Origin of the sequence: Rathayibacter sp. PhB127 (assembly GCF_003751665.1) — a bacterium.
GTDB lineage: Bacteria > Actinomycetota > Actinomycetes > Actinomycetales > Microbacteriaceae > Rathayibacter > Rathayibacter festucae.
In genome coordinates, this window is the sequence record NZ_RKHW01000001.1 from 494,566 (window position 1) to 506,721 (window position 12,156).

Sequence of the window (12,156 nt, forward strand, 5' to 3'; positions counted from 1 at the left end):
CGCCGATCAGCAGCTTCAGAAGGGGACTGGCATCATGCCGCGCCTGTTCGGAACAGATGGCGTCCGTGGCCTCGCGAATCGCGACGTCACGGCCGACCTGGCCCTCGGCCTCGCTCAGGCGGCCGCCCGTGTACTCGGTGCGGCCGCCCGGGCGGAGGGCCGTCGGCCCCTCGCCGTCCTGGCCCGCGATCCTCGGATCTCGGGTCAGTTCATCGGTGCCGCCGTCGCGGCCGGCCTCGCGAGCGCCGGCGTCGACGTGCTGGACGCGGGAGTCATCCCGACGCCCGCCGCCGCATACCTCATCGCCGATGAGAGCGCCGACTTCGGCGTGATGATCTCGGCGTCGCACAACCCCGCCGCCGACAACGGCATCAAGTTCTTCGCGGCCGGCGGCCGCAAGCTCCCGGACGAGCTCGAGAACCGCATCGAGGCGGCTCTCGGCGTCCCGCCGCTCACGCCGCTCGGCCCCGACGTCGGCCGCATCCGCCGCTTCGCCGACGCGGAGGACCGCTACGTCCTCCACCTGCTCGGCTCGCTCGGCAGCACCCGCCTGGACGGACTGCACGTGGTCATCGACTGCGCGCACGGTGCCGCCGCGGGCATCTCGCCGGAGGTCTTCACCGACGCCGGCGCGACCGTCACCGTGATCGGCAACGATCCGGACGGCATCAACATCAACGACGGCGTGGGCTCGACCCACCTCGACCACGTCGCTGAGGCGGTCCGCGAGGCGGGCGCCGATCTCGGCATCGCGCACGACGGCGACGCGGACCGCTGCCTCGCGGTCGACGCCGAGGGGCGAGTCGTCGACGGCGACCAGATCATGGCGATCCTCGCGACGTCGATGGCGCGGCGCGGCGTCCTCCGCGACAACGTGCTCGTCGCCACGGTGATGAGCAACCTCGGTCTCAAGACCGCGATGGCCGACGCCGGCATCCGCGTGATCGAGACCGGCGTGGGCGACCGCTACGTGCTCGAGGCCATGAACGACGGCGGCTACTCGCTCGGCGGCGAGCAGTCCGGCCACGTCATCATGAGCCGCTTCGCGACGACCGGCGACGGCGTCCTCACCGGGCTGCAGCTCGCCGCCGAGGTGGCACGGACCGGGAAGTCGCTCGCCGAGCTCGCCTCGGTGATGCGGGTGTTCCCGCAGACGCTCGTCAACGTCCGCGGCGTCGACCGCGAGGGCGTGCACGACGACGCCGTCATCGCGGCCGCCATCGCCGAGGCGGAGCGCGAGCTGGGCACCGGCGGGCGCGTGCTGCTCCGGCCCTCGGGCACCGAGCCGATGGTCCGCGTCATGGTCGAGGCCTCCACCAAGGAGACCGCCGACCGGCTGGCCGAGTCCCTCGCTGCGGTCGTGCTCGAGCAGCTGCGCGTCGCGGCCTAGCGGCTGCATCCACCGCTGACGCGGGGATCTCGATACGCCCCTGCGGGGCTGATCGACCAGCATGCTTCGATCAGCACGCTTCCGCCGCGCACTCAGATCTTGCGGAGGAGCACCGAGGAGACGGTGTGGTCGGCCTGCTTGCGCAGGACCAGGCTCGCCCGCGAGCGCGTGGGCCGCACGTTCTGCAGCAGATTCGGCTCGTTGATCGAGGACCAGATGCTGCGGGCCCGCTCGCGCGCCTCGTCGGGCGTCAGCGAGGCGTAGCGGTGGAAGTACGAGTTCGGGCTCGCGAAGGCGCCCTGCTGCAGTGCGAGGAACCGCTCCTCGTACCAGCGCGCGATGTCGCTCGTCCGCGCGTCGACGTAGACCGTGAAGTCGAAGAGGTCGCTGACCGCGAGGCCGTGACCGGGCGCGGGCGGCTGCAGGACGTTCAGGCCCTCGACGATCAGCACGTCCGGTCGCCGCACCACGATCTCGGCGTCGCGGACGATGTCGTAGGAGAGGTGCGAGTAGAACGGAGCGCGCACCTCGGCCGCCCCGCCCTTCACCTCCGAGACGAAGCGCAGGAGCGCGCGGCGGTCGTACGACTCCGGGAAGCCCTTCCGGCTCATCAGTCCACGCCGCTCCAGCTCGCTGTTGGGCAGGAGGAAGCCGTCGGTCGTCACCAGCTCGACGCGCGGGGTGTCGTCCCAGCGGGCGAGCAGCTCGCGGAGCAGGCGGGCGATGGTCGACTTGCCGACCGCGACCGAGCCGGCGACGCCGATCACGAACGGAGTGGGCTGCGCGCGCTCGCCGAGGAAGGTGCTCGTCGCCCGGTGCAGCTGGCGCGCGCCGCCGGCGTAGAGGGTGAGCAGCCGGGACAGCGGGAGGTAGACCTCGGCGACCTCGGTGAGACTCAGCCGGTCGCCCAGCCCGCGCAGCTGCACGACCTCGGTCTCGCTCAGCGGCAGCTCGGTGCTGCGGGCGAGCTCGGCCCAGTCGGAGCGGACGATCTCGACGAACGGGGAGGGGTGCGCCTCGCGCCCGGGTTCGCGAGCTGACGAGGACATCTGCACGATCCTAGCGGCCGCCGCGGCTCGGCCCCGTCGCCGCAGGAGCGCCCCCGCGCGCGATTAGGATCGAGCGCATGTGTGGAATCGTTGGATACGTCGGCGCGCGCGACAGCCTGGCCGTGCTGCTCGGGGGACTGAAGCGACTGGAGTACCGCGGGTACGACTCCGCCGGTGTGGCCGTGATCGACGCCGACGGCCGGATCGACAGCCGCAAGCGCTCGGGCAAGCTCAGCGTCCTCGTCGACGACCTCGAGGCGCACCCGATCGCGCAGGGCACCACCGGCATCGGGCACACCCGCTGGGCGACGCACGGCGGCCCGACCGACCGCAACGCGCACCCGCACCTCGCGGACGACGGGCGCCTCGCCGTCATCCACAACGGCATCATCGAGAACTTCCAGCCCCTCAAGGAGGAGCTGCTCGCCGAGGGCGCGGTCTTCGAGAGCGAGACCGACACCGAGGTCGCCGCGCACCTGATCGCCCGCGAGCACCGCCGCACCGGCGACCTCGTGCTCGCGTTCCAGGCCGTCGTCGCGCGCCTCGAGGGCGCCTTCACGCTGCTCGCGCTGCACCAGGACCAGCCCGGCGTCGTCGTCGGCGCGCGCCGCAACTCGCCGCTCGTGATCGGCCTCGGCGACGGCGAGAACTTCCTCGGCTCCGACGTCGCCGCGTTCGTCGAGTTCACCCGCCGTGCGGTCGCGATCGGGCAGGACCAGATCGTCACCATCACGCCGGACGAGGTCACCGTCACCGACTTCTTCGGGAATCCCGTCGAGACCGAGCCGTTCGAGATCGCCTGGGACGCCTCCGCCTCCGAGAAGGGCGGCTGGTCGAGCTTCATGGCGAAGGAGATCAGCGAGGGCCCGGAGGCCGTCGCCAAGACGCTGCTCGGCCGCATCCAGGACGGCGCGATCGTCCTGCCGGAACTCGCGTCGCTCGACGCGACCCTCACCGACATCGACCGCATCACCGTGATCGCCTGCGGCACCGCCGCCTACTCCGGCATGGTCGCCAAGTACGCCATCGAGAAGTGGGCGCGCGTGCCCGTCGAGGTCGAGCTGAGCCACGAGTTCCGCTACCGCGACCCGGTGCTGACGCCGCGCACCCTGGTCGTCTCGATCAGCCAGTCCGGCGAGACCATGGACACGCTGATGGCCGTCAAGTACGCCCGCGAGAAGGGCGCGAAGACGCTCTCCGTCTGCAACACCCAGGGCGCGACGATCCCGCGCGAGTCCGACGCCGTGCTCTACACCCACGCCGGCCCGGAGGTCGCGGTCGCCTCGACCAAGGCGTTCGTCGCGCAGATCGCGGCGCTCTACCTCTTCGGCCTGCACCTGGCCGCGGTGCGCGGTGCGGCCACACCCGAGCTGATCGCCTCGCAGGCCGCCCAGCTCGCCGCGATCCCGGAGAAGCTCTCGCGCGTGCTCGACGCCTCCGAGGCGATCGCCCAGCTGGCCGGCTGGATGGCGGACACCCGCGCGGTGCTCTTCCTCGGCCGCCACGTCGGCTACCCGGTGGCGCTCGAGGGCGCGCTCAAGCTCAAGGAACTCGCCTACATCCACGCCGAGGGCTTCGCCGCGGGGGAGCTCAAGCACGGGCCGATCGCGCTGATCGAGCCGGGCCAGGTCGTCTTCGTCATCGTGCCGAGCCCGAGCGAGTCCTACGAGCTGCAGCGCAAGGTGATCTCGAACATCCAGGAGATCAAGGCGCGCGGCGCCCGGGTGATCGCGATCGCCGAGCAGGGCGACGCCGCCGCGATCCAGATCGCCGACGAGGTCGTGCCGATCCCGCTGGCCGACCCGCTGTTCGAGCCGCTGCTCGCGGTGACGCCGCTGCAGATGTTCGCGATGGAGCTCGCCTCGGCCAAGGGCCTCGACGTCGACCAGCCGCGCAACCTCGCCAAGTCGGTCACGGTCGAGTGACCCTGCTGTGATCGTCGGGATCGGCGTGGACGTGGTGGATCTCGCGCGCTTCGAGCGGGCGATCTCCCGCACGCCCCGGCTCCGCGAGCGGCTGTTCGCCGAGAGCGAACGCGACCTGCCGACGGCCTCGCTGGCCGGACGGTTCGCGGCGAAGGAGGCGCTGATCAAGGCGCTCGGCGACTCGGCCGGCGCGCGCTGGCACGACATGGTGGTCGAGCGGGACGAGCACGGGAATCCGTCCTTCGTCCTGTACGGCGCGGCGCGCGCGGCGGCGGAGTCGCGCGGGATCGCGCGGGTGCACCTCTCGATGAGCCACGACGCCGGCGTCGCCTGCGCGTTCGTGGTGGCCGAGTCGTGATCGCGCCGCTCGCCTTCCGCGAGGCGCTGATCGATCTGGACGCCGTCGCGGCGAACACGGCGCGGCTCCGGGAGCTGACGGCCGCGCCCCGGCTGATGGCGGTCGTCAAGGCGAACGCCTACGGGCACGGCGCGCTCGCGGTCGCGCAGGCGGCGCTGGCCGGCGGCGCGGACGCGCTCGGCACGGCCGATCTCGACGAGGCGGTCGCCCTTCGCGAGGCCGGGATCCTGGCGCCGGTGCTCTGCTGGCTGCACGACCCCGAGCAGGACTTCGACACCGCCCTCGAGCACGGGATCGAGGTCGCCGTCTCCTCGGTCGGGCAGCTCGACCGGCTGGCGCAGGCCGCCGAGGACCGCGGGGTGCGCGGGGCGGTGCAGCTCAAGGTCGACACCGGTCTCAGCCGGAACGGCGCCGCGGAGGCGGAGTGGGTGCCGCTCGCGCAGTCCCTCGTCCGCCACGCGGCGCGCGGCTCGCTGCAGCTCACCGGGCTGTTCTCGCACCTCTCGAACACCTCGCGCGAGGAGGACCTCGCGCAGCTCGCCCTCCTGCGCCGGGCGGAGGAGGTGCTGCGCGCGCACGGGACGCCGGCGCCGCTGGTTCACCTGGCCGCCACGGCCGCGGCGCTCCGCCTGCCGGAGGCGCGGCTCGACCAGGTGCGCACCGGCATCGGCGTGTACGGGCTCTCGCCGTTCGACGACGAGACGTCGCTCGGACTCGGCCTCGTGCCCGCGATGACCCTGCAGGGGCGCGTCGCCGGGGTGCGCCGGGTGGCCGCGGGGACGGGCGTCAGCTACGACTACGCCTATCGGACGGCCGGCGAGACGACGCTCGCGCTGGTGCCGTTCGGCTACGCCGACGGGATCCCGCGCGCCGCGTCCGGAGTCGCCGAGGTCTCGATCGGCGGGCGCCGGCACCGCATCGCCGGGAGGGTGGCGATGGACCAGTTCGTCGTCGACGTCGGAGACGCTCCCGTCGCGGTCGGCGACCCGGTGACGCTCTGGGGCGACCCGACCACCGGGGTCCCGTCGGTCGACGAGTGGGCGCGCTGGTGCGGCACGATCAACTACGAGCTGGTCACGCGGATCGGGCACCGCGTCCCGCGCAGAACGGTCGGCGGCGCCGCGGGAGGCGTCCGTGCCTGAGCGCGACCGGTTCGCCGACAGCACCGTCGAGATCGCGGATCCGGAGGCGATGGAGGAGCTCGGCCGCTCCCTCGGCCGGGTGCTGCGCGCGGGCGACCTGCTGGTGCTGACCGGGCCGCTCGGCGCGGGCAAGACGACCTTCACCCGCGGCCTGGGCGACGGGCTCGGGGTGCGCGGGCCGGTGACCAGCCCGACCTTCGTGATCGCGCGGACGCACCCGCCGCTGCACGGCGGGCCGCCGCTGGTGCACGTGGACGCCTACCGGGTCGGCTCCGCGGTGGAGCTGGACGACCTCGACCTCGACCTCGAGCACTCGGTCGTGGTGGTCGAGTGGGGCGCCGGGCTGCTCGACGGCGTCGCGGACTCGTGGCTCGACATCGTGATCGAGCGCCCGACCGGCGGCTCCGACGCCGAGGACGGCGAGGAGCCGATCGAGCCGCGCACGGTGCGCTTCCGCGGCACCGGCTGGCGCTGACCGCTCTGCTGACGGCGGGTCTCGATACGCCGCTGCGCGGCTGCTCGACCAGCATGGTCTGCATGCTGACCGAACAGCCGTCGGAGATGTCCGCCGTCCATGCTGATCGAGTAGCCCTCGGAGAGGGCGTATCGAGCGGAGGGGGCGCCTTCGGCGCCAGCGCAGGGCGGGGAAGAGACCGTCGTGCATGCGGTGGTGGGTCTCGATACGCCCCTGCGGGGCTACTCGACCAGCATGTCTGCGGGCGTCTCTTCCAAGTAGATCCACCGAGCATCTTTGGAGCGCCGCAGGCTCCTCGGTCGGTGCCCGTCCTCCCGCGGGTACCCTGTCAGGGTGCTGCTCGCGATCGACACCTCCTCCGGTACCTCCGTCGCCGTCGTCGGCGCCGACGGGGTGGTCCGGGCCGAGCGCACCGAGACCGACACCATGCGGCACGCCGAGGTCGTCGGCCGGCTGATCGAGGAGGCCCTCGAGGCGGCCGGCATCGGCCCCGACGCGATCGAGGCCGTCGCCGTCGGCATGGGCCCCGGCCCCTTCACCGGCCTCCGGGTCGGCATCGCCGCGGCCCGCGCCTTCGCGTTCGGCCGCGACGTGCCCACCCTCCCGGTCGTCTCGCACGACGCGGTCGCGCTCGGCGCCCTGCGCCACGGCCGTGCCGACGGCTTCCTCGTCGTCACCGACGCACGCCGCCGCGAGCTCTACTGGAGCGCCTACGCCGGCCTCGACGAGCAGGGCCTGCCCGTCCGGACCGCCGGTCCCGGCCTCGACAAGCCGCCCGCGCTGCCCTTCCCCGAGCTGCCCCGCCTCGAGGCGGAGTCGGTGTCGGCCGCCGAGCTGGGCGTCGTGGCCGCGCTCACCCGCGCGGCCGGCCGCGCCCCCGCGGCGGACGCGCCGCTCTACCTCCGCTCGCCCGACGTCACGCTCTCCGCCGGCCCCAAGCGGGTCACCGCGTGAGCGCGGAGCTGCGCGACGCCACGGTCCACGACCTCGACGCGATCATGGCGATCGAGGAGTCCGAGTTCACCAGCGACGCCTGGTCCCGCACGATGATGCGCGAGGAGATCCGCAGCCGGCACACCCGCTACCTGGTCGCCGAGGACGCGGGGAAGCTGGTCGGCTACGCCGGGCTGCTCTGCCCGGTCGGCGCGCACGAGGGCGACGTGCAGACCATCGCGGTGCTCGCCTCCGCCCGCCGCACCGGGCTCGGTCGGCGCCTCCTGCGCGCGCTCGTCGCCGCGGCGGCGGAGCGCGGTGCCCGCGAGGTCTTCCTCGAGGTCCGCGCCGACAACCCGGCCGCTCAGTCGCTCTACCGCTCGGAGGGCTTCGAGGAGATCGGGGTCCGCCCCGCCTACTACCAGCCCGACAACGTCGACGCGCTCGTGATGCGCGCGCCGATCGCCGCCCCTCGACAGGAGTCGCCATGACCGCCGGTCCGCTCGTCCTCGGCATCGAGACCAGCTGCGACGAGACCGGGATCGGCATCGTCCGCGGCACGACGCTGCTCGCCAACACCATCGCCTCGTCGATGGAGGAGCACGCCCGCTACGGCGGCGTCGTTCCCGAGGTCGCCGCCCGCGCGCACCTCGAGGCGCTCGAGCCGACGCTGCGGACGGCGCTCGCCGAGGCCGGCGTCTCGCTGCAGGAGCTGGACGCGATCGCGGTCACCAGCGGTCCCGGGCTCTCCGGGGCGCTGATGGTCGGCGTCGGCGCGGCCAAGGCGCTGGCGGTCTCGCTCGGGAAGCCGCTCTACGCGGTCAACCACCTCGTCGGGCACGTCGGCGCCGACGTCCTGCGCGCCGACGGCGGCGAGGGCGGTCCGGTCGAGGTGCCCACCATCGCGCTGCTCGTCTCCGGCGGGCACACCTCGCTCCTGCACGTGCGCGATCTCGTCTCCGACGTCGAGCTGCTCGGCGAGACCATCGACGACGCGGCCGGCGAGGCGTTCGACAAGGTCGCCCGCGTGCTCGGCCTGCCCTACCCCGGCGGCCCGCAGATCGACCGCGTCGCCGCCGACGGCGATCCGCGGGCCATCCGCTTCCCCCGCGGCCTCACCCTCCCGAAGGACAGGGAGAAGCATGGCTACGACTTCTCCTTCTCCGGGTTGAAGACCGCCGTCGCGCGCTGGGTGGAGAAGCGCCAGGACGCGGGCGAGGCGGTGCCGGTCGCCGACGTCGCCGCGAGCTTCCGCGAGGCGGTCGCCGATGTGCTGCTGACCAAGGCGATCGCGGCCTGCGTCGACCGGGAGGTGCCCCGGCTGCTGCTGGGCGGGGGAGTGGTCGCCAACTCGCGGGTCCGCGAGCTCGCCGAGGAGCGCTGCGCGGCGGCGGGCATCGCGCTGCGGATCCCCCCGCTCTCGCTCTGCACCGACAACGGCGCGATGATCGCGGCGCTCGGCGCCCAGCTGATCGAGGCGGGGCACGCGCCCTCGAGCCTCTCCTTCGGCGCCGACTCCACGCTGCCCGTCACCGAGATCCAGGTGCGCTAGGCGCTCTACCGCAGTGCCGTCGCGCGTCACAAGCGCCGTCCAGGGTTTTGACAGCCCTCCGGGGACGCTGCCACGCTGAGCGCATCCACTCGTTCCTGATCAAGGGGGATCCACCATGACCGCTCCGTACACGCCCGCGTCCGATCGCTACAACATCCTGGCGATCATCGGCTTCATCGCCTCGTTCTTCGTCTCGATCGTCGGCATCGTCCTCGGCTTCATCGCCCTCTCGCAGATCAAGCGGACCGGTGAGCGCGGTCGCGGCCTCGCGATCGCCGCCGTCGTGATCGGCTTCGTCGCGATCATCATCACCATCATCTCCGCCGTCGCGCTGTTCTCCCTCGCGGGCATCGCGAGCACGACGAACTACTGATCCCCACCGCCCCGCCCCGCACGGCGGGGACGGCGGAGCGCTCGAGGAGGGCGACGTGAACGACGAGTCCACCGGCGATCCGGCACCGGGATCGGTGCCGCCCCCGCCGCCGCGGTACGCGCCGCCCTCCGGAGCACCGTCCCCCGCCTCCGCTCCGCCGGCCGCCGGTGCCGCGTCCGGCTGGACCGGGGAGGCCGTTCCCCCCGGAGCCCCGAGCGGCCCGGAGGCCTTCGACGGCTCCGCGCATCCCGGTGCTCCCGCGCCGCGCCCGCCGCTGAACGGCCTCGCCGTCGCGGCCCTGATCTGCGGCATCCTCGGGCTCGCGCCCGCCGCGATCGTCCTCGGGCACGTCGGCTTCGCGCAGGCGCGCCGCTCGGGGCAGCGCGGCCGCGGACTCGCGATCGCCGGCTTCCTCCTCGGCTACCTCGCGCTCGTGCTGCTGCTGGTCGGCGCTCTCGCCTACTCGGCCTTCGTCGGCGGACTCCGGACGGACGGCTACCTCCCGGCCTGAGCCGGTCGGCGGCCTCGTTCTAGACTTCGAGGCATGAGCGACAGCAGCCGGCCCGGGTCCGACGACCGACAGGGCCCTCCCGTCCCCCCTGCTCCCCCCGTGCCGCCGGCGCCCCCGGCCCCGCCGGTGCACTCCGGCGGCACTCCGGCGCCCCCGGCCCCGCCCGCGTACTCGGGTGGCACCCCGACGGCACCGGGACAGGGCGCCCAGGACACCCCGCCGCCCGCGTACGGGACGCCGCTCCCGCCGGCCCCGAGCGCCGCGCCGCCGCAGTACGCCTACGTCCCGGCGCCCACGACGGTGCCCAAGACCCTGAGCCTCACCGGCATGATCCTCGGCATCGTCGGCCTGGTGATCTCGATCTTCGGCTGGGGCTTCGGCTTCATCCTGTCCGCGCCCGCGATCGTGCTCGGCTTCCTCGGCCGCCGTCGCGAGCCGGGAGCACGCGGCTTCGCGCTGACCGCGATCATCACCGGCATCGCCGGCGTCGTGGTCTCGCTGATCTACCTGGCCGTCACGATCGTGATCTTCGTGGTCGCCCTCGACGCGGCGACCTCCTCCTCCGGCTACTAGGCGCCGACGGCCGGTCTCAGGAGACGCGCTCGGCGAGCAGGGCGCGGTGGCGCCCCTGGATCCTGGTGAGGATCAGGACGGCGCTGCCCCGCCCGGCCAGGCCGAGCTTCCTGCGGAAGCGCGCGGGGTCCACATCGACGCCGCGCTTCTTGATCTCCAGGACGCCGATGCCGCGGGCGCGCAGCTCGCGCGCGAGGGTGCGCTCGTCCAGGGGCAGCTCCGCGAGCACACGGAAGCTCCGCAGGAACGGCGACGCGGACGGTTCGTCGCCCGTGAGGTAGGCGATGCCGGGCGAGAGCATCCGCGAGCCGCTGGTGCGGGCCAGCTCGCCGAGCAGGCGCGCGCGGATGGCCGACCCGTCCGGCTCGTGCACGAACGCGCCGAGGTCGCCCACCTCCTCGTCGTCGCTGTCGGCCGGCGCGGTGAGCTCCACGGCGCCGGTCGCCGAGAGCAGGAGCGCGGACCGGCGGACGCCCGGCCGCGCCAGCGGACCGAACCACAGCCCCGTCTCGACGAGCTCGCCGTCGACCGACACCCACTGCGCCTCCGCGTCCGCGGGGATCCGCTCGCGGTCGAAGCCCGGCCCGAGCTTCACGCCCGCGGGCCGCGCCTCGGCCAGGCCGAAGGCGAAGTCGAGCGAGGGGGAGTAGTCGTCGGGATCGTCGAGGCGCCGGGTCTCCCGGTGGCCGGCGGTGCGGCGGGCCGGATCGAGGTAGACGGCGTCGAAGCCGTCCAGGTCGAACGCCTCGGCGTCGCCGTGCACGGCCTGCGCGGAGGGGAACGGGGCGAGGTTGAAGCTGGCCAGGGTCGCGGTGATCTCGTCCGCGTCCACCGCGGTCACCTCGAGGTCGATGGCCGCCATCGCGAGCGCGTCGCCGCCGATGCCGCTGCCGAGGTCGGCGATGCGGGTGAGCCCGGCGGAGGAGAAGCGGCCGGCGTGCAGCGCCGCGACCCGGAGGCGGGTGGCCTGCTCGAGCCCGGCGTCCGTGAAGAGCATCGACCGGGCGAACTCGCCGAACTTCCCGGTCGCCTTCGCCCGCAGCCGAGCCTGGGTCAGCACGGCCGAGACCAGGCCGGGGGAGTGGCCGGCGGAGCGGAGCGCCGCGACGGCGCGCACCAGGTCGTCCGCGCGGTAGCCGTCGAGCGAGTCGAGGAGCCGGAGGCCCTCGGGGGAGAGGAGCTCGACCAGCTCGGCGCGTTGCATCCGGCCATGCTAGGCCACGCCCTCCGCACGACGCGGCGCGCCTGCCTGGCACTCTGATTGCACGAGTGCCAGCGGAGCCTCTACAGTGGAGCTAGCACTCTCGGAGCGTGTCTGCCAACGGCGGCGCTCCGCCCCCGTCGTCGTCAAGAAAGAGGTCAACCGTGTCGGTGTCCATCAAGCCGCTCGAAGATCGCATCGTCATCAAGCAGGTCGAGGCCGAGCAGGTCACTGCTTCCGGTCTCGTCATTCCCGACACCGCCAAGGAGAAGCCCCAGGAGGGCGAAGTCGTCGCCGTCGGCCCCGGCCGCATCGACGACAACGGCAACCGCGTCCCGCTCGACGTGGCCGTCGGTGACAAGGTCATCTACTCCAAGTACGGCGGAACCGAGGTCAAGTTCGGTGGGGACGACCTGCTGGTCCTCTCCGCCCGCGACGTCCTCGCGGTCGTCGTCCGCTAGAGACGGATCCCCGAAGGGCCCGGCGACGACAGTCGCCGGGCCCTTCGTCGTCCCGTGCGGTGGGCCCGCCGGCGGGAGTCGCCGGGCCCACCGTCGTGCGCCCGGTCCTCTTCGCGACCGGTGGCCTGATCCTGACGTTCGGTGACCGTTCCGGGCGGTCCGCGGGCGCCGGCCCTGCGTAGCATCGGACGGGTGCCCGCCTCCCGCCTCCCC

General features: G+C 73.6%; 14 protein-coding genes. 12 read left to right on the top strand and 2 right to left on the bottom strand.

Annotated features, from left to right (window positions below; genetic code table 11):
* The first annotated feature begins 34 nt into the window (after positions 1-34).
* On the top strand, positions 35-1,390 hold the full coding sequence (gene glmM, locus EDF22_RS02460; protein ID WP_123704625.1) for a phosphoglucosamine mutase: 1,356 nt from the start codon (positions 35-37) through the stop codon (positions 1,388-1,390).
* 92 nt (positions 1,391-1,482) lie between these two features.
* Here the strand turns inward: glmM and coaA are convergent, their stop codons facing one another.
* Entirely contained in the window at positions 1,483-2,439 is a 957-nt protein-coding gene (gene coaA, locus EDF22_RS02465; protein ID WP_123445076.1) for a type I pantothenate kinase, read from the bottom strand.
* A gap of 77 nt (positions 2,440-2,516) precedes the next feature.
* Between coaA and glmS the strand changes: the two genes are divergently transcribed.
* The 10 genes from glmS (at position 2,517) to EDF22_RS20645 (ending at position 10,281) form a co-directional block, all read left to right on the top strand.
* A complete protein-coding gene (gene glmS / locus EDF22_RS02470) occupies positions 2,517-4,364 on the top strand; it encodes a glutamine--fructose-6-phosphate transaminase (isomerizing) (protein WP_123702134.1) in 1,848 nt (615 codons plus the stop codon).
* 7 nt (positions 4,365-4,371) lie between these two features.
* The gene (locus tag EDF22_RS02475) at positions 4,372-4,722 is read left to right on the top strand and encodes a holo-ACP synthase (RefSeq protein ID WP_123702136.1); all 351 of its coding nucleotides are present in this window, start codon (positions 4,372-4,374) and stop codon (positions 4,720-4,722) included.
* On the top strand, positions 4,719-5,864 hold the full coding sequence (gene alr, locus EDF22_RS02480) for an alanine racemase (protein WP_123702138.1): 1,146 nt from the start codon (positions 4,719-4,721) through the stop codon (positions 5,862-5,864). The genes EDF22_RS02475 and alr overlap by 4 nt, the downstream gene beginning before the upstream one ends.
* 49 nt (positions 5,865-5,913) lie before the next feature.
* Positions 5,914-6,339 carry a tRNA (adenosine(37)-N6)-threonylcarbamoyltransferase complex ATPase subunit type 1 TsaE gene (gene tsaE / locus EDF22_RS02485; protein WP_123704628.1) on the top strand — a complete coding sequence of 142 codons (426 nt, stop codon included), beginning with the start codon at positions 5,914-5,916 and terminating at the stop codon, positions 6,337-6,339.
* 333 nt (positions 6,340-6,672) lie between these two features.
* On the top strand, positions 6,673-7,293 hold the full coding sequence (gene tsaB / locus EDF22_RS02490) for a tRNA (adenosine(37)-N6)-threonylcarbamoyltransferase complex dimerization subunit type 1 TsaB (RefSeq protein WP_123702140.1): 621 nt from the start codon (positions 6,673-6,675) through the stop codon (positions 7,291-7,293).
* The gene (gene rimI, locus EDF22_RS02495; RefSeq protein WP_260302816.1) at positions 7,290-7,763 is read left to right on the top strand and encodes a ribosomal protein S18-alanine N-acetyltransferase; all 474 of its coding nucleotides are present in this window, start codon (positions 7,290-7,292) and stop codon (positions 7,761-7,763) included. Before tsaB ends, rimI begins: the two co-directional genes overlap by 4 nt.
* Complete coding sequence (tsaD, locus tag EDF22_RS02500) at positions 7,760-8,824, top strand: tRNA (adenosine(37)-N6)-threonylcarbamoyltransferase complex transferase subunit TsaD (RefSeq protein WP_123702142.1); 1,065 nt, start codon at positions 7,760-7,762, stop codon at positions 8,822-8,824. The genes rimI and tsaD overlap by 4 nt, the downstream gene beginning before the upstream one ends.
* A gap of 115 nt (positions 8,825-8,939) precedes the next feature.
* The gene (locus EDF22_RS02505; protein ID WP_123445082.1) at positions 8,940-9,197 is read left to right on the top strand and encodes a DUF4190 domain-containing protein; all 258 of its coding nucleotides are present in this window, start codon (positions 8,940-8,942) and stop codon (positions 9,195-9,197) included.
* A 55-nt stretch (positions 9,198-9,252) separates the two neighbouring features.
* Positions 9,253-9,708 carry a DUF4190 domain-containing protein gene (locus EDF22_RS02510; protein WP_123702144.1) on the top strand — a complete coding sequence of 152 codons (456 nt, stop codon included), beginning with the start codon at positions 9,253-9,255 and terminating at the stop codon, positions 9,706-9,708.
* A gap of 33 nt (positions 9,709-9,741) precedes the next feature.
* A complete protein-coding gene (locus EDF22_RS20645; RefSeq protein ID WP_185020489.1) occupies positions 9,742-10,281 on the top strand; it encodes a DUF4190 domain-containing protein in 540 nt (179 codons plus the stop codon).
* A gap of 16 nt (positions 10,282-10,297) precedes the next feature.
* On the opposite strand, the gene EDF22_RS02525 is transcribed toward EDF22_RS20645, so the two are convergent.
* Complete coding sequence (locus tag EDF22_RS02525; protein WP_123702146.1) at positions 10,298-11,485, bottom strand: class I SAM-dependent methyltransferase; 1,188 nt, start codon at positions 11,483-11,485, stop codon at positions 10,298-10,300.
* A 161-nt stretch (positions 11,486-11,646) separates the two neighbouring features.
* Between EDF22_RS02525 and groES the strand changes: the two genes are divergently transcribed.
* Positions 11,647-11,943, top strand: a complete 297-nt coding sequence (gene groES, locus EDF22_RS02530) for a co-chaperone GroES (RefSeq protein ID WP_068251574.1) — start codon at positions 11,647-11,649, stop codon at positions 11,941-11,943.
* Positions 11,944-12,156 lie beyond the last annotated feature (213 nt).